14 protein-coding genes are annotated in these 23516 nt (G+C 44.5%); 8 read left to right on the forward strand and 6 right to left on the reverse strand.

The annotated features are described in order from the left end of the window. Positions 1–43: 43 nt before the first annotated feature. The gene (locus QE357_RS19155; RefSeq protein ID WP_309710833.1) at positions 44–1432 is read right to left on the reverse strand and encodes a serine hydrolase domain-containing protein; all 1389 of its coding nucleotides are present in this window, start codon (positions 1430–1432) and stop codon (positions 44–46) included. A gap of 205 nt (positions 1433–1637) precedes the next feature. Between QE357_RS19155 and QE357_RS19160 the strand changes: the two genes are divergently transcribed. Next, positions 1638–2261, forward strand: coding sequence for a pyridoxamine 5'-phosphate oxidase family protein (locus QE357_RS19160; protein WP_106637107.1), 624 nt, complete (start codon positions 1638–1640; stop codon positions 2259–2261). Between the two features lie 421 nt (positions 2262–2682). Here the strand turns inward: QE357_RS19160 and QE357_RS19165 are convergent, their stop codons facing one another. Further along, entirely contained in the window at positions 2683–3219 is a 537-nt protein-coding gene (locus QE357_RS19165) for a DUF2911 domain-containing protein (protein ID WP_106637245.1), read from the reverse strand. Positions 3220–3490: 271 nt separating this feature from the next. Here QE357_RS19165 and QE357_RS19170 point away from each other — a divergent pair, with 271 nt between their 5' ends. Beyond that, positions 3491–5002 carry a M28 family peptidase gene (locus tag QE357_RS19170; protein ID WP_309710838.1) on the forward strand — a complete coding sequence of 504 codons (1512 nt, stop codon included), beginning with the start codon at positions 3491–3493 and terminating at the stop codon, positions 5000–5002. A gap of 188 nt (positions 5003–5190) precedes the next feature. Next, positions 5191–6336 (forward strand): ATP-binding protein, encoded by a 1146-nt coding sequence (locus tag QE357_RS19175; RefSeq protein WP_309710841.1) that lies wholly within the window; start codon positions 5191–5193, stop codon positions 6334–6336. Between the two features lie 71 nt (positions 6337–6407). Here the strand turns inward: QE357_RS19175 and QE357_RS19180 are convergent, their stop codons facing one another. After that, the gene (locus tag QE357_RS19180) at positions 6408–7172 is read right to left on the reverse strand and encodes a DUF1080 domain-containing protein (RefSeq protein ID WP_309710843.1); all 765 of its coding nucleotides are present in this window, start codon (positions 7170–7172) and stop codon (positions 6408–6410) included. Positions 7173–7191: 19 nt separating this feature from the next. Continuing rightward, positions 7192–9081, reverse strand: a complete 1890-nt coding sequence (locus tag QE357_RS19185) for a glycosyltransferase (protein ID WP_309710846.1) — start codon at positions 9079–9081, stop codon at positions 7192–7194. 309 nt (positions 9082–9390) lie between these two features. On the opposite strand from QE357_RS19185, the gene QE357_RS19190 reads away from it, so the two are divergent. The 4 genes from QE357_RS19190 to QE357_RS19205 all read left to right on the forward strand — a co-directional run bounded on the left by QE357_RS19190 (position 9391) and on the right by QE357_RS19205 (position 15687). After that, entirely contained in the window at positions 9391–11292 is a 1902-nt protein-coding gene (locus tag QE357_RS19190) for an AAA domain-containing protein (protein ID WP_106636895.1), read from the forward strand. Between the two features lie 51 nt (positions 11293–11343). After that, positions 11344–13044 (forward strand): carboxypeptidase-like regulatory domain-containing protein, encoded by a 1701-nt coding sequence (locus QE357_RS19195; RefSeq protein WP_309710852.1) that lies wholly within the window; start codon positions 11344–11346, stop codon positions 13042–13044. Positions 13045–13788: 744 nt separating this feature from the next. Next, positions 13789–14283 carry a hypothetical protein gene (locus tag QE357_RS19200; RefSeq protein ID WP_309710855.1) on the forward strand — a complete coding sequence of 165 codons (495 nt, stop codon included), beginning with the start codon at positions 13789–13791 and terminating at the stop codon, positions 14281–14283. A 318-nt stretch (positions 14284–14601) separates the two neighbouring features. After that, positions 14602–15687: a hypothetical protein gene (locus QE357_RS19205; protein ID WP_309710858.1), complete on the forward strand. Its 1086-nt coding sequence runs from the start codon at positions 14602–14604 to the stop codon at positions 15685–15687. 65 nt (positions 15688–15752) lie between these two features. Here the strand turns inward: QE357_RS19205 and QE357_RS19210 are convergent, their stop codons facing one another. Together QE357_RS19210 and QE357_RS19215 are read right to left on the reverse strand one after the other, a co-directional pair. Next, positions 15753–16610, reverse strand: a complete 858-nt coding sequence (locus QE357_RS19210) for an alpha/beta hydrolase family protein (protein WP_309710861.1) — start codon at positions 16608–16610, stop codon at positions 15753–15755. Between the two features lie 38 nt (positions 16611–16648). Next, the gene (locus tag QE357_RS19215) at positions 16649–18961 is read right to left on the reverse strand and encodes an FdhF/YdeP family oxidoreductase (RefSeq protein WP_309710864.1); all 2313 of its coding nucleotides are present in this window, start codon (positions 18959–18961) and stop codon (positions 16649–16651) included. Between the two features lie 376 nt (positions 18962–19337). On the opposite strand from QE357_RS19215, the gene QE357_RS19220 reads away from it, so the two are divergent. Then, a complete protein-coding gene (locus tag QE357_RS19220; RefSeq protein WP_309710867.1) occupies positions 19338–23342 on the forward strand; it encodes an ATP-binding protein in 4005 nt (1334 codons plus the stop codon). Positions 23343–23516 lie beyond the last annotated feature (174 nt).

Below are 23516 nucleotides of genomic sequence, written 5' to 3' on the forward strand. Positions count from 1 at the left end.
TAAAAAAAGCAAATGACTTTCGACTAACCTTACCACTCGGGCATTAATCTTTCGTAAAGAGCAGTTTTTTAGCCCCCTGTGTATAGTCCATGGTATGGCTTTCTGGATTAAATATCATTTTTATATTGGCGTCTTCAAAAAGGAACACCTGATTTTCAAAGGCATCTAGTTTGAATGGCCTTTGCTTTTCGGTCTGAGCGTGACCGTATAAAGAGCCGTCTTTGATGTATATTTTAATTTTAAAAGGTAGGTCAGCAGACGTATATACGCCTTCATACTTTTCCAGGCTCTGGCTCGTCATCTGAATGGGTTTATAGCTTTCAATTTCAACCTTTTCCCCGTAAAGAATTTTTCTTACTTCAGCCGATGGGATCTTGGTCCTCCGCATGTAGTTGTTCTGTAAGGCGATGAAGGTTTTTTGATGATCCAAATGCCTTTCAATGAAGGTGACGTAACCCGCCCAGCTACCCGAATGATTTACGATCTTACCGTACTTGTCAGAATTTTTGATCATCCATCCAAAGCCGTAGGTCGTTTTCTTGCCATCCAGGGTAGTAGTTCCATTGAAAATTTGCTCTTTGTCCGTCTGGTTCACCAGCTTGTCGGTGTAAAGGGCCTGATCCCATCGGAGCAAATCTTCCAGGTTCGAATTGACCATTCCATCTCCTACGATTCCGTCGAGAAAATAGGAGTAATACGCTTTGCCGTAGCTATCGGGTAATACTTTTTTACCCGTACTATCCTGCTCATAGCCTAAGGCATAGTTTTCTATTTTTTGAGGTTGAAAACGACTTCGATATACCAGCGTATGGTTCATTTGCAAGGGTTTGAAAATAAACTTATCCAGATATACGCCATACGTTTTTTTAGAGACTCGTTCAATGATACTGCCCAATAGCATGTAACCCGTATTGCTGTATTCGTACTTTTCATTAGGGGCAAATACTACTTTAGGCTGAAGCCGGGCAAAAGTCTTAATGACATCATCGTTAGTAGCGATTTTCGTTTTGTCCCAATGCTCATCCATGACATCCATGTAATCGGGTAATCCTGCCGTATGATGTAGCAAGTGGCGGATCGTAACGGGGCCATAAAAATGAAGTTCTGGAATATACTTGGAAAGCAAATCGTCGTACTTGAGTTTTCCCTGCTTTTGCAAAAGGACAATTCCCATGGCTGTAAACTGCTTGGAAACCGACGCCAGCTCAAAAACCGATTCAGTGGTTAATAATCGCCCTGATTGTTCTTCAGCCTTGCCGTAACTTTTTTCAAAGATGGGTTTTCCCTCTTCTGCCACGAGTACATTTCCATTGAACTTCCCATGATTATATAAATTAGTGAAGAGGCTGTCGAGAAGTTCAACTTTAGTTTGAGCGGTGGTGGAATAGCAAAAGGTAACTAGCAGTAAAAAGGTAAGGTTGAGCTGTTTCATACCAGAACGATAAGGTGGCTGTCTATAAATTATAAGTAATGACGTCTATTTATCTAGAGTCGCTGCATGAGCAGCATTTAAAATCATCTGGAAGCTAATTCTGAAGGGTTATAATAAGATAGTAAAAGAGAATTGGACTACTCAAAATATAAAAAATGGACGATTATACCCATCCAATAAAACTAGAGTTTTGTGAAAAAAAGCAATGAAACCACAGCCTTTACTTCCCAGCCGAGCCCCTAAAAAAGCCAGTTTAGAAAAAGAGGTAATCTACCCTATTTTGGACGAAGCTTTATTCTGCACCATTAGTTACGTGCAGGACGGTCTGCCTTTTTCCATTCCTACGTCTTTCGTGCGTTACGAAGACAAACTATACATCCACGGCTCGGTAGGTAGTCATTTTATTCGAAGTCTTGAAACGGGAATTCCCGTTTGCATTACCATTATGCTGGTAGATGCTTTGGTAGTAGCCCGATCAGCTTTTAGCCATTCGGTAAACTATAAATCCGTCATTGTTTTTGCCGAGGCGGAAAAAATTGAATCGCCTCAACTCAAGTGGGATTCTTTGCAATGGTTAACAGAGAAGATCGTTCCAGGCAGTTGGAATTACCTGCGGCCCATGACTGAAAGCGAAGTGCGTAAAACTACCGTTTTAGCCTTTTCTCTCGATCAGGCTTCGGCCAAATCCCGGACGGGCATGCCCAATAATGAAGAAGAAGATCTACCGCTTGACATCTGGTCGGGGATTATCCCCCTGCAACACAAACGCCTGACTCCCATTGCCGATGATCTTTCGCAGCATATTCCGCTACCTGAACATTTGCGATAAGAAGTGAGTCAATGCTCGGTGTTGGTTTGTCATCCGACTAACTACAAGCTGAATAATAAACGTTTCATTATTCAGCTTGTCATCTTGAACGAAGAGAGACCTCCCGTAAAAATGGGCCGAAGTTTACGAAAAGCTAATGAACTCCCACCCAAGAAGTGGTATCCAATCTTAAGTAAGGTCCTTCGCTTTGCTCCAAATGACAGCAAAGGTGACAAACGCATATACTTCAGCCTAGCCGATGCCAGCCAAAAGCTGGCATCATTCTTCTAACCTCCAATGATTGACATCTAATCCCTTATAAATATAAAGCTTCTTCTATCTCCTCTGAATGACGGCTACCACTATTTTCAAAGCCTTAAAAACCAAAAGAGCCGTTTCTCTGCATTAGAGAAACGGCTCTTCACGTAATAAATCTAAAGTGTTATTTCACTTTGAAATCCACCCGCGTTTTGTCCCAAGCCATAGAAATGGTTCCTGAGTTCGCAACGTTGATCATGAATTTTTCGGTCATTTTACCTGATTTAGCGGGCACTTTCACACGAAGCACGTCATCCGCTTCCTGATACTTATAAGCTCCCCACTGTTCAGCCGTCTTGTTGAAAATAATCGTCCATTCTTTTTCACCAGGAATGGTAAATAAAGCGTATTTACCAGCGGGCAGGTCTTTACCTTCTACTTTCAGATCGCCTGACGTTTCAAAGGTGGTTGCTTCGTTGGCACCCGTACGCCATACTTTTCCGTAAGGAGCAATTTTATCGTTCGCATCCCATACGTTACGGCCTTTTACTGAAGGCTGAGAGTAGTTAATCGTAATAGTTTTACCATTTACTTTTCCCATAGCCACGGCTGGAGGACTAGGGCGTTTAGATTTGTCTTCAGGAGCTTTCGTATTCTGAGCAAAAACAGCAGTCGTGAAAGCCAGGAAGGTTACAAAGAAGGTAAGCAATGCTTTTTTCATGTGATGCATAAAGTTAAGACATACAAAAAACGGTCTTTCTGCTTAATTGTTCTTAAAGAAGCCATTAAAAATTTGACGCAGAATTATCCCATTTTACTACGGCCTTTAATCCGTTCACTTCAGGTATGAGCCGTTAACGGCTAAATCTATTTTAAAAAGGCAACAAAACTGTATCTTGCGTTCATCGTATCATTTATTTCGTTTCAGTTTGAGAAGTGATTAACCCTGTTTAAGCTTTTCAAACGTTACACGTACCTTGTTTTCCACATTCATGAAATCATTTTTTCAATCGGCTCTTTTGATGGGCTGCGTTCTGGGCACGGCACTGGCTCAGGCTCAAAAACCAAAAAAGACGGTGGTTCCCGCTTCTCTGCCCGAGTTTCAGATGAAGCTCGAGCAACCCGCCGCTCACGTTCGCTTTTTAGCAGCCGATGAAATGCTAGGACGTCGCACTGGTGAAATCACCAACAATGTGGCGGCCCGTTATATCGCCGAGCAGTATCGTCTGCTGGGACTCAAACCCGTTTCGGGCCAGACGGATTATCTGCAACCCGTATCACTGGAAAGTGTCAAGCCGGGCAAGGATGGGTTCCTTTTCTTTGGAACCGATACGCTGAAGGTGAAACAAAATTTTATTGTCCTTTCTGGCGAGCCGACTACGTTTACCAATACGCCCGTCGTTTTTGCAGCCTATGGTAATGAAAATGATTACCAGGGACTGGACGTAAAAGGCAAAATCGTCGTTGCCCAATTTGGTTCAGCCGATGCTAAATCGCCTATGGAAGGCTTTGAGTCTATTGAAAGAAAAACCAAACTTGCCGTTGAGCACGGAGCCCTGGCCCTAATCGAAGTATTGCCTCCGCAACTTCCCTGGGTAACGGTGGCTAATTACTTTGGTAAAGAAAGCGTTCGGGTGAAATCCAGCAACGCTGAGCAAAACAAACTACCCCACATCTGGCTGGGTGGCCCTTCGGCCAAAGGTTTTAACCGCGATCAGGTTAAACAAATCACCGGAAAAACGGCATCCATGACCGTTAAACCCCTCCGGGCCTATAACGTAGCCGCCGTGTTAGAAGGCTCTGATCCAACACTGAAAAGCGAATACGTCATCCTTTCCGCTCACTTTGATCACGTAGGAACGGGTAAGCTGGGCGGCGGTCCATACACGGAAGCCGACAGCATCTTTAACGGAACCCGCGATAATGCCATGGGAACAGCGGCAGTGTTGGAAGCGGCTCAAACGCTTTCGAAAGTAAAGCCCAAACGCTCGATTCTGTTTTTGAATTTCACGGGGGAAGAACTGGGCCTGCTGGGCAGTAAGTATTATGCCGAGCATCCATTAATTCCGTTAAAAGATTGCGTATACAACCTGAATAATGACGGAGCGGGTTATAATGATACAACGCTGGTAACGGTGATTGGTCTGGAACGTACCGGAACGCAGACGCAAATTGAAACTGCAGCTAAAGCCTTCGGCCTGAAGGTCAATGCAGATCCCGCTCCTGAGCAGGGACTTTTTGACCGCTCGGACAACGTGAGCTTTGCTGCCAAAGGTATTCCTGCTCCTACGTTTACACCCGGTTTTACTAAATTTGACGCGTCTCTCTTCAAGTTCTACCATCAGGTAGCCGATAACCCTGAGACGATTAGTTACACCTATTTACTTAAATTCTGTCAAACCTACGCCTACGCAGCTCGACTGATTGCTAACATGCCTCAGCGGCCCCAGTGGGTAAAAGGGGATAAATACGAAGCGGCTGGTAACCAGTTGTATTCGAAGTAACAAAAGAGAGGCATCGGAAAATTTCGATGCCTCTCTTAGTTGCTAAAGCCTATGCCTAATGATTACAAATAAGAATTCTGCTATATGCTAATGGCTGTTAACGATTACTCGTTTCTCTGGTACGATAGTAGATTATAAACGATTGCTATATTTATGTAAATTTACAATCAAATTGTAAATTTACATAAATGATTGAAAGAACGCTATCTCTAAAGGCCCAATCTTTATTACAACAGTACCCTATAGTATCCATTTCGGGCCCCCGTCAGTCCGGGAAAACTACCTTTTCCAAGCTGTTTGCTTCTCAATACAACTATGTAAACCTAGAATTACCCGATATCCGCAGATTTGCCTCTTCAGACCCCAGAAGTTTTCTTGATAGCTATTCCAATCGGGTTATACTAGATGAAGTACAGAATGTACCGGAGTTATTTTCGTATTTACAAGTACATACCGATGAAAGAAATCAACCCGGTCAATACATTCTTACTGGCTCTCAAAATTTTCTGCTTATGGAAAAAATCACCCAATCCTTAGCAGGTAGAGTAGCCTTATTAACCTTATTGCCCCTTTCCTATTTTGAATTACCGAAGAAGCCCTCTGTTGAAAATTTTATATACTCGGGTGGCTATCCACGTCTGATTAATACAGGAATTGCTCCAGAAGATTTTTTCCCAACTTACATTCAGACCTATGTAGAACGGGACGTACGTCAGTTACTTCAGATTCAGAACTTAACTTTGTTTCAAAACTTTCTGTATCTACTCGCAGGCCGAGCAGGTCAGGTTTTTAATGCTTCTAGCCTAGGTAATGAACTTGGTGTTTCTGGCCAGACCGTTGAATCCTGGATGTCCGTCCTGGAAGCTTCCTACATTGTTTTTCGCTTACAACCTTATTTCAAAAATTTCAATAAGCGTATTACCAAATCACCCAAGCTTTACTTCTATGATACGGGTTTACTTAGTCATCTATTAGGTATACGATCCGAAACTGACTTACAACTACATTTTGCCCGCGGAGCCATCTACGAAAACTTTGTTATTCTTGAGATCATGAAGGAACTACTTAACCAAGGGAAGCGTCCGCAACTTTATTACTGGAGAGACAGTAATCAAAATGAAGTAGACTTACTGATTCAGCAAGGTTTACAACTGAAAGCAATAGAAATTAAGGCAGGGAAAACGATTAATAGTGAATTTTTTAAGGGACTAAACTACTTCCACAAACTAGTTCCTGACGCTGACTTGAATTTAGTTTACAATGGTAATGAATTACAGAAAAGAAGCGACTGTACAATTTATCCGATGCATCAAATCAATTCCATTATTTCCTAACGATTGTGTATAAACCATCGTTAGGCATAAATAATCATTTCCTATCCTAATAACTAACCATAATCTGGAGGTTACAACTCCCGAATCTTCATATTTCGAAACCAGACGGCATCCGTATGGTCCTGAAGAGCGATTTTCCCGCTGATGGCTTTCGCAAAATCGGGGAAGTTCCTAAGATTACTTTTCTGCACTTTGGTCTTCCAATCGGGAGCGGTGATTGTAGCATCAGCGGTTTTCAGACCGTTCAGAAAGAAGATTACTCTTCCATCGCGGTGTACAATTCTGGAGTGATTCCATTCGCCAAAGGGCTTAGGTTTTGAGTTTTCGGCTTTTCCGCTAATGTCATACAAACAACCCGCCCAGTGTGTGGGGTTGATCTTGTGCCGCTCCTCTCCATTCTCATTATCGAGGAGTTGCATTTCTAGCCCCGTCATGTAAGCCGTAGGATTCTTCGGGCTTTCCTGCACGTTGATAAATACGCCGCCATTACCCCCTTTGGCAATTTTCCAGTCGTAGGTCATCTCAAAATTCTGATAAGTGCTGTCACTTACCAAATCACCGAAATCACCCGCCTGGGACTTCGGATTACACCAGAGCTCCCCGTTTTCTACCGACCATTTCGAGGTCGTATCGCCGTGATTATAGACGTGCCAACCTTTGGTGGTTTTTCCATCGAAAAGAAGCTTCCAGCCGTCTTTTATTTCCGCCTCACTTAAGGTATTGTGGGCCGTCTTATTCTGATGTTCTCCCTCTTTGGAAGCACCAGAATCACAGGCACTCAGGGTGATTATAGAAATCCCCAGCAGGATAGACAAAGACTTTAACCACTCAGTCATTGGCATATTAATTAACTAGTTAATTGGAAAAAATCTCGTTGTATTTATCTCGTCTGAAAAAGTAATAGAACCACTTGCGATACCAGACGGAATAATACTTACGTCGATATTTAACAAAATCCTGATATACAGCTTTGTTATTGCGATGACTTTCCAGTAAATGCAATAAATCCAGATGTCTGGCCCGGTAGGCCTGCATATGTTTGTTGTAGATATAGTGGTAATACTGCACGGAGTTCACATGAAAGTCCGCGTCGTCGGTTAAAGAGTTTTGCTCTAGCCTTTTGCGGTAATAATACAGCGGCTGTTTAATTTTATGAACGTGGCTGTTTTTGGTTAAAATTCGGATCCATAACTCCCAGTCTTCCAGCCCTTTGAGATTTTCATCAAATTTACCCGCCTGATCGAAAGCCGCCGCACTCACCATGGCAAAAATGGGAATGGCATTCGAAATTAAAAACTCGTCGCGGTCGTAATCAATAATCTTCCAGGGCCCGGTTTTACCTTCGAAAAATTCAGCATCCGAATACACCAGACTCACGTGAATATGCTTTCTGAATATCTCAAAATGCTCCTTGACAAAATCAGGATGCAGCTTATCATCCCCATCGAGAAAAACAATAAACTGACCATTGGAACGATCAAATCCGTAGTTACGGGTGGAAGCTGGGCCGCCGTTGGGTTTACTATACAACTGGATGTTTTTGCCTTGACGATATTCCTCGATAACGGCCACAGAATTATCCGTTGATCCATCGTCAACAACGATAATTTCAACGTTGGAATACGTCTGATTTTCTACCGACTGGATGGCCTCGATAATCACCCGTTCATTATTATAACAGGGAATAATCACGCTAATTAATGGCTCAGCCAGGGCTTTGGAAGCAGGCGTTGGATAATCAGTTACCGTTTTGATCCAGTTCCCCAGGTAGTATTTACTGCGAATGGCCTCATCAAGTTTAACGAAAGGCAACTTAAGAAACGCATCCAACTCTTCTTTATTCTCTTCCGTTAAAACAAAGAAATTATTGGGATGATAAAAGTCTTCATTCACCACATAAGGATTGGTGGTAATGACTTTCTTTTCTAGTTTAATTCCATCAAAAATGCGGAAAGAAAACCCCGAATGTTCATCAATACAGAAGTCCAGAATAATTTCACTGTTTTTAATCATCCGTAGTTGATACTCATAAGGAAGTACCCGGTGATGACACGTAAAATTTTCTTTTACAAAATCTGGAATATGGTGTTCATCGTAGTGATTATAGACAAAATCAAACTGGACTGGGCTAATTTTACTACTGATGAACTTGTAAAAAGACTGAATAATATCCAGCCGGGAAGGATGGTATGAACTGATGTAATAAATCTTATTCTGAACTTCTCCTTGGAATAAGTCCGTGGCTTCTTCGGGATAATCAAAATAAAAATTAGGAGCGTACTCAACGCCGTATTTTTTATAAGTGATTACATCCTGACGATCAAAGACATAGAAGTGGTCAAAAATGTGAATCCGGGGCAGAATCATCAGGTTCCGGGAGATACCATCGTAATGAAAAGAGATGAACTTATCACTTTTTTTCTTGGCTTCCAGTAATAATGCCGTATCGAAAAAATCAGCCCGAATCACCAGCGTAATGTCAAAATGATCGTAACTCTGAACGACCGATAATCGCTTGTAATCCGAATACGTTTGTATTAACCTATGCTTATAGCCTTTGTCATTAAGGAAGGTTCTCCGTAAGAAGTTCGTCGTCCGCTCGCGTTTGTCTTTATAAACAAAAGGATAAATATTGTTATGCAATACGATTACTTCATAGCCTAAATGAATCAGATTTTTTTCAATTACTTCATATAATTGATAATCCCAGGGAGCTATTAGCAAGAATCTTTTTTTAGAATCCATTTTGTTGTAACGCGATCTTATTTCAATTCTAAGCTAAAAGTGGGGAAGTAATAGGCTTAGTTTTGAGACAGATGAAAAGTAAATACTCAATTTTATCTCTCTTTTTGATCAGCAGATCTTTGACCAAAAGATCATTTATCTTCCTGATGCCAACTCGACCTGCCTACAAAAATGAATAAATTTATCTTCTGACCCAAACAAATCTATCCAGTGGCCTACCTACGCAAAGGCTGGAAAGGTTCCATCAATTAATCGAAATTGCTGATTTGAAAGCCATGCAGGCAAGTAAAAAGAGCCTTACCTTTGGGCATGGATTACTTTAAAAAACTCACAGAACTGCTCAAAATTGAGCGGGAGGAAGATCGGCAGTCGTACTTGCGTTTAACGGAAACGTCTTCGGTGGCGGACCGCAGAGCTAACGGATTAAGCTGGTATCCCATCGCCATTCGGGGCACGGAAATGAGTCGTGGAGATTACCTGACGGTAGAGATTGAACGTACGACGCATCAGGACTTACCCCACCAGCTTCGGTTTGGCATGCCCGCCGTATTATTTTCCAATCATGATCCCAAGCAGGATCGAGTAGAGGGTGTAATTGCCCATCAAAGCGGGAATCGACTTCGCCTGACGCTGAGAACGGATGAGCTGCCCGAATGGTCGCGGGATGGCAAACTAGGCGTGGATGTGCTTTTTGACGATAATGCCTACGATGAAATGCAGGCAGCTTTAAACACGGCGGCTCAGAAAATAACGCAGCCCGAGGGGCGACTCATTCGCATCCTGACGGGGGAGCATACTCCTACGTTCCATACCGATATTTTTACCGTTCCTCAGCCGGATTTGAATGCTTCGCAGGCCGAAGCCGTCGTTAAAATTCAACAGGCTAATGACCTGGCCATTGTTCATGGCCCTCCGGGTACGGGGAAGACGACTACGCTGGTGCAGGCCATTAAAACCCTGGTCAAACATCACAATGAAAAAGTATTGGTGGTAGCCCCCAGTAATACAGCTGTTGACTTACTCAGCGAAAAGCTTTCGGATCAGGGACTAAATGTACTGCGAGTTGGGAATCCGGCCCGGGTGTCTTCGCGGTTAATGGCCCTGACGCTCGATCATAAAATGGCTGATCATACCCGAACCAAAGAGGTAAAGGAGTTAAAAAAACGAGCTCATGAATTTAAAAACATGGCTCATAAGTACAAGCGAAACTTTGGTCCAGCGGAACGGCAGCAGCGAAAAGCCCTCTTCGATGAAGCCCACCGGATTATGAAGGAAGTAGCAGCATTGGAAGAGTATACCATTGACGATCTGGTTAATAAAGCTCAGGTCATTACGGCCACGCTGGTTGGCTCAAATCATTACACGGTGCGTAATTTAACCTTTCAGACCGTTATTATCGACGAAGCCGGGCAGGCCTTAGAGCCCGCCTGCTGGATTCCGATTTTAAAAGCTAAAAAAGTAATTCTGGCCGGAGACCATTTCCAGCTTTCGCCTACAATCAAATCCAGTGAAGCTGCCGCCAAAGGACTTAGTAAAACATTACTGGAAAAATGCGTAGAAGCTTATCCCGAGGCCGTGACACTATTGCAACAGCAGTACCGCATGAACGAGCTTATCATGGGTTATTCGTCTCAGGTGTTTTATGAAGGCAAGCTCAAAGCTCACCCTTCAGTAGCTAGTCACCGTCTGTTTGCTGAAGATGCTCCGCTGGCTTTTATTGACACGGCGGGCTGCGGATTTGAGGAAAAACTCGAAGGTACTTCTTCCACCAATCCCGAAGAGGCAGCATTTACCATCAAGCACCTGAGTCTGCTGGTGGAAGACCTGCGGCACCGCTATAGTCCTGAGCATTTTCCCAGCATTGCCGTTATTTCGCCTTACAAGCAACAGATTCATTTACTTCAGGAACAGGTAGAACACTCGCCCGAATTGCAACCATATCAACACCGTATTTCGGTAAATACCATTGATAGTTTTCAGGGACAGGAACGCGATATCGTCTACATCAGTATGACCCGCAGCAACCCGGAAGGGCAAATTGGGTTCCTGTCTGATATTCGCCGCATGAACGTAGCCATGACTCGGGCTCGTAAAAAGCTGGTTATTGTAGGAGACAGTGCTACGCTTTCTCAGTTTCCCTTTTATGCCAATTTCATTGCCTACGCCGAGCAGCATCAGGCGTATCAAAGTGCTTGGGAATTCATGAATTAATCGTTGAGACTAGCCCTACCCAGCTTTTTCAAGAAACCGATCACCCGCCATATGAAACATATCTGCTTCGCCTTTTTTTTATACTTGCTTACGCTTGTCAGTCAGAGGTGTCTGGGTCAGGATCTACTTTCTAAAACCGTTAGTATTTCCGTCCAGCAACAACGCCTAGCTCAGGTATTGCAACGCGTGGGCCAGCAGGGCGGGTTTTCATTTTCGTATAACAGCCACTTATTCAATCAGGATAGTTTGGTGAGTATCCGGGTCCATCGGCAAACGGTTAATTACGTGTTGCATCAGCTTCTGGGCGATCGGTTTTTGTATAAGCAAACGGGTAATTACCTGATTATCCAGTTGAATATCACCGAAAAGTTTTACAATGTCAGTGGCACTATTCTCGATCAAGAAACGGGAGAAAAAGTAGAGCTGGCCAGTATTTACGACAAAACCCGCCTACTTGCTACTTCAAGTAATGATCAGGGCCATTTTCGCCTGCGTTTAAAAGCTCAGAAAACTACCCCCCTTTTTACTGTTAGCCGGCTGGGTTATCATGATACCACCCTCGTTATTCCACCGGATGAGAACGCAACCATTCGCATTAAACCCAAATCAGTTTATCTACAGGAAGTTACCGTTAATCAGCATTCAGGCGGGGAAAATAGCTGGTTAGGTCGGCGATTACTTTCACGGCGGCTGCGAAGTCAGAGCCAAAACCTAAGTCAGTTTTTTGTCAATCTCCCCTATCAGGTGGCCTTAACACCGGGATTAAGCAGCCGAGGCCGACTAAGTACGCAGATCGTTAATACCGTTTCCATAAACCTGCTCGGTGGTTATAATGCGGGCGTTAATGGCGTTGAAGTGGCGGGCGTCTTCAACATTACTAAAAACAACGTTCGTTCCCTGCAAGTAGCGGGATTGTTTAATCTGGTGGGCGGCAGCGTTCGGGGCGTACAGATTGCGGGTCTTCACAACAACATTATGGATACGTTGAAGGGTTTGCAGTTGTCAGGCGTCCATAATTTTTCGCAGCGTAATTTGGGAGCCCTGCAACTGGGAGGAGTTATGAATGTGACCCGCCAGGCAGAACATTCGCTTCAAATAGCCGGCCTTAGCAATCATATTAAAAGGGGTTCGAGCGTACTCCAAATCGCCGGACTTTTCAATAGCCATTCCGGCGAAAATGCCCGCATTCAGATTGCCGGACTTTATAACTATGCCCGTCACCTCAAAGGCTTTCAAATCGGAATTATTAACCAGGCCGATAGCTCTTCGGGAGCCAGCATTGGATTAGTCAATTTAACTAAGAATGGGAAGAAAACCTTCTCACTTTCAGCCAATGAACTCGTGCCTCTTCAGTTGGAATTCAAGAGTGGCACCCCTCATTTTTATACCGTATTAATTGCCGGTTATTCTCCTGCTTATCAGCGAAAACTATTTACTTTTGGGCTGGGCATTGGCTCTGAATTTACGCTATCCGACCATTTTGACTTTGCCGTTGAATTCAGTTCTCAAAGTACGTATCAGGGCAGTTGGTCACAACTCGGTAATTTGTACCGACTCCAGCCCATACTTCGCTGGAGAAAATCCAAACATCTCGCCTTTGTTACCGGCCCGACCGCTTCGCTGTATCATTCCGGGCAAACCGTTTTTGCTGCTCCTTATTTAGCCGACCCCGCCCAGCATTTACCCAGTGCCAAAGTGGGTATGGGCCGCGTCTGGTTGGGGGGACAGTTTGCGATAGAATTTAGCTGGTAATCCCCCTTTTCATATTTAAGAGACTGTTACTAAAAGCGAAAACACGCAGTTGCTTGGCCAGAGTTGAGCAACTGCGTGGGAATCTGTAATGTAGTAAAACGTAGTTTGACCCCAAATTTTGGTTTTGAAAAGGTAGAGACGCGACTTTATCGCGTCTGGGTAAGAGGTGGTCTCGGTTACTCCTACCCTGACTGGGGTCTTCACCAGCCCAAGCCTAGTGGTTGGTGAGGACACCAGCCACGGTGGATGTAAGACAGATTTTTGGGAAATAAATCCACCTAATGATCTTGTACGATCTGCTGATAGTAATGTTTAAAAGTTTTGTACGAGCCTAAATGAAAACAGATTAAAATGGTTAGATTTTCAGAGTTAGACATTAATAATGCTCTGCCTATATACCGCTTTTCTCCACTAACCTGAACTTGCTTTAATTCTTTGATGCGTAGCTCGAACTCCTTCAAAAAATCATCTACGGTACAAAATATTTCAATAACTTTACCCTTTGAAAATATGGCGTTATAGTGGCTAACTATTAAAATGTTAGATACCTAATAGGTCTCCTGTTTTATAGCATACCAGCTAAATTTTTGTCCCGAATTCAGGTTAAGATAGGTAGTATAAAGGAGGGATGTAGTCGCATAAACCAGGCATTACTCCTATCAATAATATAGATGGCTCAGGGCATTTTATTTATAATCCAGCAAATGCAAATCACAATAACTATAAAAGTGGAGGTATTTTATTATGGATAAAGCGTTAAGAATCCTGCCTATTATTTTTTTTTATGCACTGTCGATTAGTTGCAATTATTTATATTCTCAAAAATTGTATACAACGGAATTGCATTGGGTTTATTATGATTCTTCCACCTGCAAGTTGTCTTTTAATGAAAAAGAAAAGCTATTAGAATGGTGTGAACACCAAATTCCTTTTGTTATTTCTGATAAAAATAAAAATGAGGATGAGTGGAGAATGATATGGCCTAGTAATGAATCAAGTATGGTAATTGTTAATTCTAAAATCCTGAATATAAAGAATGACCAATATTTTGTTGTTATTTCTGTAGGATGTTCAGGAATACCATGTCAGAATATTTATGTTTTTAGAGAAAATAAATCAAACTGGTGTTTAATATCAAGGTCAAAGGCCAGGGTTAGGGGGGAGATAGAATTGATAAACAAAGATGATAAGATAATATTTAAAGCTAAATCAGGTCAAATTGGGGAATTTTCTTTTTAGTAATAAAAAAACATTGTGTGGCTTAAATGTCGGGATGAGTATTTTGTAATCTACTGATAATCAGAAAAACAATTTTCCTCCTACCCTGGCGGAGGTCTTCACCAGCCTTACTAAAAGCCTAGTGTTTGGCAAGGACACCAACCAGAGCGGAATCCCTTTTCTCTTCTTCCCTTTTTTCTTGTCTTAATTAAAAAATTTTATTCTTCTCGTAGGGGTATTTTGGCTCAGGCTGTCATAGGATCGCTTTTTGACTTGAAGGTTCATGCATGACTTCAAAAGAAAAAGGCTTGTCCTTCATCTATCTTTTTAGCCAAACCAATGAAGATTGCATTCATTTTTCGTGCCTTACTTTATAGTCTCCCTTTTCATAGTTTGCTCCTTTCTGCTCAACATCAGCCCAGCAAAACCAGCGTGGCCCACATCGGTCTGATTTACCCTTTAAGTAGTAATGGCCTCCTTGCCGCCGAATACAGCAATCCTTTTTCCCTGCACGGCCTGATTGGCGTTTCGGGAGCGGAAACAGGCGTAGCTCTGGCGGGCGTTGGTTTGAATATTCGCGGAAATGCTCGAGGCTTACAACTCTCTGGCGTTTATAATCAAACGGGAGGTCACGTTCAGGGAACGCAACTAACGGGCGTAGTTAATACGGCTCATTCGGCCAAAGCTCTGCAACTGGCGGGTGTTACTAACGTAGTGAGTCAGGAGTTTACGGGGGTTCAACTGGCGGGCGTTGTAAACGTAGCCGGAAAAACGGATGGCCTGCAACTAGCGGGACTGGGTAATACCAGCCGGGGAAGCTCGCAGGTAACTCAGATCAGTGGGGTTTTCAACCGGAGCAATCAGGCCAATAATCAAATTGGGGGTCTGGTTAATGTAGCGAAAAAAGTTCGGAGCATTCAACTGGCCGGACTTATCAATATTGCCGATACGAGTGATTATCCCATTGCCCTGCTCAATTTTGTTAAGAGTGGAGAAAAATCCTTTAGCCTCAGCACCGACGAAATTCTGAACACCTTACTCACCTTCCGCTCCGGCGGACGCGTTTTGTATGGCATTTTAGGGCTGGGCTATCATTTACAGACTCCTTCGTTACTCGCCTTCGAAGGAGGTCTGGGAGCTCATTTGATGGATACGCCTGCCTTTCGACTTAATCTGGAAGTGGCGAGCTTAACCTTAACTGATTTCAAAAACCGCGAGTACTATCGCTATGCACTACGGCTATTACCCACGTTCAAACTTCAGGATCGCTGGGAAATTTTCGCCGGCCCTTCCCTCAATCAGGTGCATTTCAAAAATGAAAACGGCCCGGATTTACATGGCTTGCAGCTCTGGGAAAAAGTAACCTCCCGACAAACCTACGGCCTATACCTGGGCCTCACGGGCGGCGTTCAGTTTAAACTCTAATCAAGTAAAGAGTCCACTAGTAATGATACCCGTGGACTCTTTACTACGCCTGTTTTTCTGGCTCGTTAATGAAAGCTTTGCGAGACAAATCCGAGGACTTTTGGCAGGGCTTCCCGCCAGTAGGTCCAGGTATGGCCGCCATCGTGAACCCGAAATTCGTGTGGAATAGCCTTATCCAGCAGCGTAGTGTGCAGGGCCATGTTGGCCCGTATGAGATGGTCGTCATCACCGCAATCGATGTAATAACGAACCGATTTCAGTGACTCGACGGGCTGTTTCTGCACCAGATTAAAAATTGAGAACTGTTGCCAGTGATCGCTCAGTCGGTTTTTACCCTTTAGCTCGGTCGGCATCACTTTTCCAAATCTTCGCTGGTAATCTTCCGGTTTCATGGTTACGATTTCTTCATCGGTAAACACAGCCGCACTCAGCGGAGCGGCAGCGGCAAAATATTCAGGATGTTTGGTGGCCAGTAATAGCGTTCCGTAACCACCCATGGAAAGCCCCGCAATGGCCCGGTAGTTTTTCTGCGATCGACTACGGTAGGTTGAATCGATGTAGGGAATGAGTTCTTTTATAAAGAAATCCTCGTAGCGAATTTTGCCGTCGGCACTGTTCATGTACCAGGTTTTCTCCGCATTGGGCATCACAATAATCATGGGAACGGCTTTGGTTTCCTCCACTATTCTTTCTACCTCTCCCATCTGAGTCCAGCCAGTTTCGTCATCGCCAAATCCGTGCAATAAATACAGCACGGGGTAGCGACGATTGGTGGTTTCATAACCCTCAGGCAAAAGAATGCTGTAATTGACCACTTTGCCTAAAATGCTACTTTTAAGGGGTAGACTTTCCTGTAAATGCCCTTTTTGTCCGAAAACAGCAGGACTGCTGATGAGTAAAAACAGGATAATAACTATTTTCATACGCTCGAAATACGGGTGATTTTAGTGATAGGACTTCATCAGGCAGCTTCGATGCTTACCACTACAAATTTAGACGTAGGCGTATTACTTTCTTTAGCCACGCTATCAATCGGTACAAGCGGATTTGCTTCGGGGTAATACGCGGCGGTATTTCCTTTCGGAATGTCATAGGACAATGCAATGAATCGCTCAATCCGACGCTGCTGCCCGTTAAAATGACTGGTAATGTTTACCAACTGCTCATGTTTGATGTTCCGTTCAGCCATGTCTTCGGCATTCATAAAAATCACCCGCCGCTCGCCAAACACGCCCCGGTAGCGATCATTATAATCGTAAATTGTAGTGTTAAACTGATCGTGACTCCGAATGGTCATTAACACCAATTGATCTTTTTCCAGTTCATGAGCTTCGATCTGAGTTACTGAAAAATTAGCCCGTCCGTTTGAAGTATTAAATTGCCGATGACGAGGGCCATTGGGAAGGTAAAAACCACCGGGCTTGCGAATTTTTTCATTGAAGTTTTCAAAACCCGGCACAATCCGGGCAATCGAATCACGAATGGTATCATAATTCTCGGTGTACCCTACCCAATCTACCGTCGATTTTTCACCCAGCGTAGCTAGAGCCATGCCTGAAATGATGGCTACTTCGCTGAGCATCTCGCCTTCTAGTGGATCAAGCACCCCTTTGCTTTGACTAACCACACCCATGGAGTTTTCACAGGAAGTAAACTGCTGGCCCGAACGTTGCATGTCTTTATCCAGGTGAGCGTAACAAGGTAGAATCAGGGCGGTTTCTCCCGTCGTCAGATGCCCGCGATTCAGTTTGGTACTGACGTACACACTTAATTTCAACTGACGAATCCCCTCGGCCACAAATTCAGTATCCGAAGAAGCCGAAAGCAAGTTCCCCCCCATACTTATAAATACCTTAAGTTTGCCTTCGTGCATGGCTTTGACTCCATCAATGGTATCCAAACCGTGCTTGCGGGGTGGCTCAAAACGGTATTCCTTTTTCAAAGCATCGAGAAATTTCTCTTCGGGTTTTTCCCAGATTCCCATCGTGCGATCTCCCTGCACGTTGGAGTGACCCCGCACGGGGCAGGTGCCTGCTCCAATTTTGCCGATGGCACCTTTAAGTAGGTGCATATTTACGATTTCTTTAATCGTATCTACCCCGTTTTTGTGCTGGGTAATACCCATAGCCCAACAGGTTACTATTTTATCTTTAAAAGCCAGTAATTCGGCAGCGGCTTCTATTTCCTTACGGCTGAGCCCACTGCTGGCTTCAATCTCATCCCAGGAATCCTGGCGGGAATTAATGCGAAAGGCTTCGTAACCAGCCGTGAATTCCTCGATAAAACGTTGATCTATTACTTTCCCCGGATGCTTTTCTTCCAGGGCGAATAAATGCTTGATGATGCCTTTCAATACTGCCATATCGCCATTGATCTTCACTTGAAGGAATACATCCGCAATGGGCGTTCCTTTTCCCACCAGTGTACCCACAGCTTTAATGGGATTCATGAAATCCTGTGGATTTTTGAAGTGATCTAGACCCGTTTCATGCAAAGGATTAATAGCAATAATCTTGGCTCCCTTTTTCTTGGCAATCTGAAGAGCCGTCAGCATCCGTGGATGATTCGTGCCCGGATTTTGACCCATGATGAGGATGACTTCCGCTTCGTGAATGTCGTGCAGTGTTGTCGACCCTTTGCCTAAGCCCAGCGTTGGAGCCAGAGCGGTTCCACTACTTTCGTGACACATGTTCGAACAATCGGGTAAATTATTAGTGCCGAACTGCCGAACAAAAAGCTGGTATAAAAAAGCGGGCTCGTTGGGTACTTTCCCCGAAGTATAAAACAAAGCTTCATCCGGCGAAGCCAGAGCGTTCAGTTCCCGTCCTATTAACTCAAAAGCCTCCAGCCAGGTAATGGGAGCATAATGCGTGGCTCCGGGCCGGCGAATCAGTGGATGCGTTAATCGGCCCGCATTATTGAGATCCCGATCGGTCATGCGGGATAACTCGGCCAGACTGTGTTTACTAAAAAACTCGGGATCAGCCCGCCTTGTATCCGCATCAGAGGCGGTGGCTTTGGCTCCGTTTTCGCAGAACTCAGCCACTGAGCGATGCCCATCGGGATCGGGCCATGCACACGATGAGCAGTCAAAGCCATCTTTCTGGTTCAGATTCAACAGAGCCTGCGTACCCCGGCCCACTCCCCCCTCACTCCAGGCAAATTCCATGGATTGAATCACGGCTTTTAAACCCGCAGCTATTTTAGAGGGTTTGCTCACACTCAGCCCCGTAAGGGTCTCTGGAGGCTGGGTTAATATGGTATGGTCTTTCATGGCTATTTGTAGGAAATGAGCTTCTGGCTGTAACCCACTTCAGATTTAATGTTTAGTAACAAGGTACTACTAACGAACCTGTTTCCACGAGCAGTGTGGTATTTTCTTTCTTCGTTTTTCCAGGCAATATTGGCCTCATGCTTTGGACTACTTAACCCTAGCCTTCGTCAAGTGTTTTCAATCTTAAGTCATGTCTTATAAACATTTGTTATTTTTCATATTTTAACACTTATACAACTTCTTACCATATCATATTTTCTTACCATTTATGGTTAAATACTCGTACCTACTACTGCTATTCTTGCCGTTCATTTTTTAATATTGTTAGGTAAAGTATTTTTACTGCCCTCTTTTTGCCCATACTTTTAATTAGTTTATGAGTTTCTTAACCCAGAGCTTCCGCCAGTGGCTGAGGTTAATTTTATTGATTTTCATTCCTTACCTGGGATCGGCTCAGGAACTTTCGAAAATCAACCGCCCCAAACGCGTCATTACCCCCCGCGATGGATTACCCCAGGCTTTCGTATCTGGTCTGGTACAGGATCGTACGGGTTTTGTCTGGGCCGCCACCCGCAACGGGCTGGCTCGTTACGATGGTACACATTTCAAGGTTTTCCAGCATGATAAAAATGATTCGACGAGCCTGCACTCGAACGTTCTTTCGTATCTGATTCCCGATGTTCACAACAAGATCTGGATTCAGTACGAAAGTACGGCTTTGGATGTATTCGATCCCGAAACTGAGCAAGTTACCCACGTTTCCCAGGAACCCCTCTTTCGTAAAAACCCTCATTACTTCATCAGTCAGGGCCTCTTAGTGGATCATAACAGTAACGTATGGGGCATTGAACTACAAAATGGGCTGTATTACTACGACCGGCAACACCAGAAAGTCACCCATTTTACCAGGCACTCGCATCACTTACCCTCTGATAGTATTCGGGGAATTATGGAAGACAGTCGCCATCGCGTCTGGGTGATTAGCATGAAGGGTCTCGGCTTTATTAATCCCACCACGGGTCGATACACGCCAGTTTCGCTGCCTTTTCCACTGGATTTTGGCACGAGTCCTGCCATACTTACCGACATGATTTCCATGATCGAACGCCGCAACGGCGAGCTCATGTTCAGCGATGCCCGAAAGCTCATTTTCCTGAACCCCGAGCGGAATACCTTTCGGCAGGTCCCTTTCCTGAAAGATCAGAATCAATCCATTCGATGGATTAGAACGGGCCCTAATGGCCATCAATACTGGGAAATCCAGGGCAGTGTCTATGAATATTCCGACCGACGGGGCATTCGGCATGTGGGTGAGTCAGCTCTGGAAGACCTGCGGGAAGCCTGCTCCTTTTTAGTGGATCGGTCAGGTCTAATCTGGCTGGGCACCAACGCTGCGGGCATTCATCAAATTGACCTTGACGCTCCTTATTTTCATGTTTTTGAAAACAAAGATTCCTTTCACGAAGATCTGTTTCGGAAAGAATTTGGTCTTTCCCTCGCCCAAACGTTCGGCTGGCCGAAAAATGAACCTGAGTTTCAGTTATCAAGTTATACCCTACGTTCGCAATACGATGCCCAGAAACGGCTCTGGATCGCTTTATGGAAAAATATAGGGTACTGGGACGAGCAGCAGCGACGTATGGTCTTGCTTCCTTCGCCGCCGGGCTTAAGAACGACTAATTTCCTTTACGAAGGCATTCGGGGCTTAAGTTTTGATCCGCAAGGGCAACTATGGATTATGGGTAATGACGGTTATCTGGCTTCTTTTGACGCCCTTACCCGTCAATGGACCACTCAGCTTTCAGCCTCGGTTCTTCAAGATTTATCCTTTGCCAAAAAGGATCACCGTCCGATTACTCCAGTGGATTTATACGTCGATGCACAAACCATCTGGCTCACCACTGCCTTTGACGGGTTAATCGCTATTGACCGTAAAAGTCATCGGATTGAATTCATCACCCGCGAGAAAAATCCCCAGGTCATTCCTACGAACCAGCTCATCGGGATTGTAAAAGACCCTTCTGATCCAGATTTGCTCTGGATCGGCAGTTATGATGGACTCATTTGCTTTCAGAAAAGTACTAAAACCAGCAAAATCTATACGGTTGCTCAGGGCTTACCCGACAACACTATTTACTCCATTTTACCCGATCAGGCGGGTAATCTGTGGCTGGCGACGAACAAAGGACTCTGCCAGTTCCATCCTAAAACGCATCAAATTCGCATTTTTCAGGCTTCCGACGGACTTCCCGGCGAAGAATTCAACCGCTTTCATTTTCTTAGATTACCCGACGGCAGGCTTGCCTTTGGCGGTATTGAAGGCTGGACTCTTTTTATGCCTACCCGGTCTTTCGTGGATTGGTACCAACCTCGGTCGGCCCTTACCAGTATTAACATTAACAACATCCCCATTGCTCAAACCCCCTTCGCTCAGGCGGTTTCGGGTTTAAAGGCGTTAACGCTACCCTATGATCAAAACTCGTTGACTTTCGACTTCTCGGGTTTGCAGTATAACCAGCCACATAAACTCAAGTATCGTTACCAACTGTTGGGTTATGACGAAGAATGGAACTACACGGGGCATGCTTCGCTAGCTCATTACACCAAACTCCCGCCCGGCAATTATGTCCTTCAGATTAACGCTACGAACACTACCGGGCAATGGAGTCCGCATATCTATCAGTTAACATTAACCATCGAGCCCCCTTTTTACCGCACCTGGTGGGCTTACGGGCTATACTTGCTGCTGGGCGGCGGATTATTATGGGCTTTTATTCAGTACCGCATTAACCAGGATCGGTATAAACAAGCCATTTCTCTGAAGGAAAAAGAGGCCGCTCAGCTTCGCCTGCTCGATGAATTGAAAACCCGTTTTTTCTCTAACATTACCCACGAATTCAGAACGCCACTCACGTTGATTCTGACCCCCGCCGAACGGCTTCGACAGGAAGTAGAGTTACCTCACCAGCAACGCTGGATCGACAGTATTGAACGCAACGCTCACCAGTTACTACGACTCATTAACCAGCTCATGGACCTGGCCAAGCTTGAGTCAGGACTCATGCAACTATCTTTAGTGCGGGGTCACCTCAGCGAAGTGATTACGAATTTGACGGCCTCGTTTCAGATGGAAGCGGAACGAAAGGGCATTCAGTTCAAAACCCAGCTACATGGCCCCTCTCAGGAATACTGGTTTGATATTGACAAGCTTGAACGTATCACGTATAACCTGCTTTCCAATGCCCTGAAATTTTCTAAATCCGGCGATCAGGTACGGCTGGTCATTTCCCAAACGCCGCCTACAGAAATCCAGCTTCCCGAGTTCTGGAAATCTTTATCCGGCGGGGTATACCTCAGCGTTCAGGATTCCGCCATTGGCATTGCCCCCGAAGCTTTACCACACATTTTTGATCGCTTTTATCAGGTCGATGAAAGCCATTACCGGCAGGGAACCGGCATTGGTCTATCATTAGTAAAAGAGCTCGTGGATATTCAGCAAGGTCATATTCACGTGGAAAGCAAGTTAAACATTGGTACTACGTTTGTCATTTGGTTGCCTTATCAACAGGCTGTTACCGAAGTCATTCCGACCGTCAAAATAGAGAAAGAAGAAGATTTCCAGATGCCGCTGTTATTGGTGGTAGAAGACAATGCCGAACTAGCTGAATTTATTACCGATAGCCTTTCACAATCCTATCGGGTAAGCTGGGCTGCCAACGGTTCGGAGGGACTCAAACAAGCCTTGGCCCTAGGCCCTGATTTAATCATTAGTGATGTCATGATGCCCATTATGACGGGATTGGAGTTATGCCAAGCCTTAAAAAAAGACGAGCAGACTAGTCATATTCCTATCATTCTATTAACGGCTAAATCAGGTTATCAAAACCGCATTGAAGGACTCAACTACGGAGCTAACGCCTATATTACCAAGCCTTTTCATATCCAGGAGCTTCAGTTGCAAGTCCGAAATCTGCTCGACCAGCAGCGAATGATTCAGCAGTATGCCTTGCAGGCCCTTACCGAACCAAACGCCCAGCCTTCGACGGTTGAAGATCCCTTCCTTACCCGCTGTTATACCCTGCTGGAAGAGCGACTGGATGATTCCTCACTGGGTGTTGAAGAGTTCGCTCAACTTATTGGCATGAGCCGGGTGAGTCTGCACCGCAAGATCAAAGCCCTCACGGGTCTGCCCATCAGCGAAGTCATTCGCAACTATCGACTCAAACGAGCCATTGTTTTTCTGGAAGAGGGCTATAACAGTTCGCAAACAGCTTATCGGGTAGGTTTTGAAAGTCCGGCATATTTCACCAAGTGCTTTAAAGACCTTTATCAAATAACGCCGTCTGAGTATTTAAAACAGGCTAGTGGCTCATCCCAGTAAGGTGTTTCCTTGCTGGATGAGCCAGTTCTTTACTGCATGAGCTGATTTATCCATCTACAAGAAAAGGACTCCCGATCATCTTACTATATAGAATAATAGAGAAAATTAGGCGTCCCATTAAACAAAGTTTACTAAAATCCTGTCAAGCTAAGCCTATCTAAAATACTGAAATTT

This window comes from Siphonobacter sp. SORGH_AS_0500, assembly GCF_031453245.1.
Classification (GTDB): Bacteria; Bacteroidota; Bacteroidia; order Cytophagales; family Spirosomataceae; genus Siphonobacter.

Bases quoted from the DNA above. Each gene is read 5' to 3' on its own strand.
- QE357_RS19155 (WP_309710833.1), bottom strand. From the start codon at position 1,432: ATGAAACAGCTCAACCTTACCTTTTTACTGCTAGTTACCTTTTGCTAT.
- QE357_RS19160 (WP_106637107.1), top strand. From the start codon at position 1,638: ATGAAACCACAGCCTTTACTTCCCAGCCGAGCCCCTAAAAAAGCCAGT.
- QE357_RS19165 (WP_106637245.1), bottom strand. From the start codon at position 3,219: ATGAAAAAAGCATTGCTTACCTTCTTTGTAACCTTCCTGGCTTTCACG.
- QE357_RS19170 (WP_309710838.1), top strand. From the start codon at position 3,491: ATGAAATCATTTTTTCAATCGGCTCTTTTGATGGGCTGCGTTCTGGGC.
- QE357_RS19175 (WP_309710841.1), top strand. From the start codon at position 5,191: ATGATTGAAAGAACGCTATCTCTAAAGGCCCAATCTTTATTACAACAG.
- QE357_RS19180 (WP_309710843.1), bottom strand. From the start codon at position 7,172: ATGACTGAGTGGTTAAAGTCTTTGTCTATCCTGCTGGGGATTTCTATA.
- QE357_RS19185 (WP_309710846.1), bottom strand. From the start codon at position 9,081: ATGGATTCTAAAAAAAGATTCTTGCTAATAGCTCCCTGGGATTATCAA.
- QE357_RS19190 (WP_106636895.1), top strand. From the start codon at position 9,391: ATGGATTACTTTAAAAAACTCACAGAACTGCTCAAAATTGAGCGGGAG.
- QE357_RS19195 (WP_309710852.1), top strand. From the start codon at position 11,344: ATGAAACATATCTGCTTCGCCTTTTTTTTATACTTGCTTACGCTTGTC.
- QE357_RS19200 (WP_309710855.1), top strand. From the start codon at position 13,789: ATGGATAAAGCGTTAAGAATCCTGCCTATTATTTTTTTTTATGCACTG.
- QE357_RS19205 (WP_309710858.1), top strand. From the start codon at position 14,602: ATGAAGATTGCATTCATTTTTCGTGCCTTACTTTATAGTCTCCCTTTT.
- QE357_RS19210 (WP_309710861.1), bottom strand. From the start codon at position 16,610: ATGAAAATAGTTATTATCCTGTTTTTACTCATCAGCAGTCCTGCTGTT.
- QE357_RS19215 (WP_309710864.1), bottom strand. From the start codon at position 18,961: ATGAAAGACCATACCATATTAACCCAGCCTCCAGAGACCCTTACGGGG.
- QE357_RS19220 (WP_309710867.1), top strand. From the start codon at position 19,338: ATGAGTTTCTTAACCCAGAGCTTCCGCCAGTGGCTGAGGTTAATTTTA.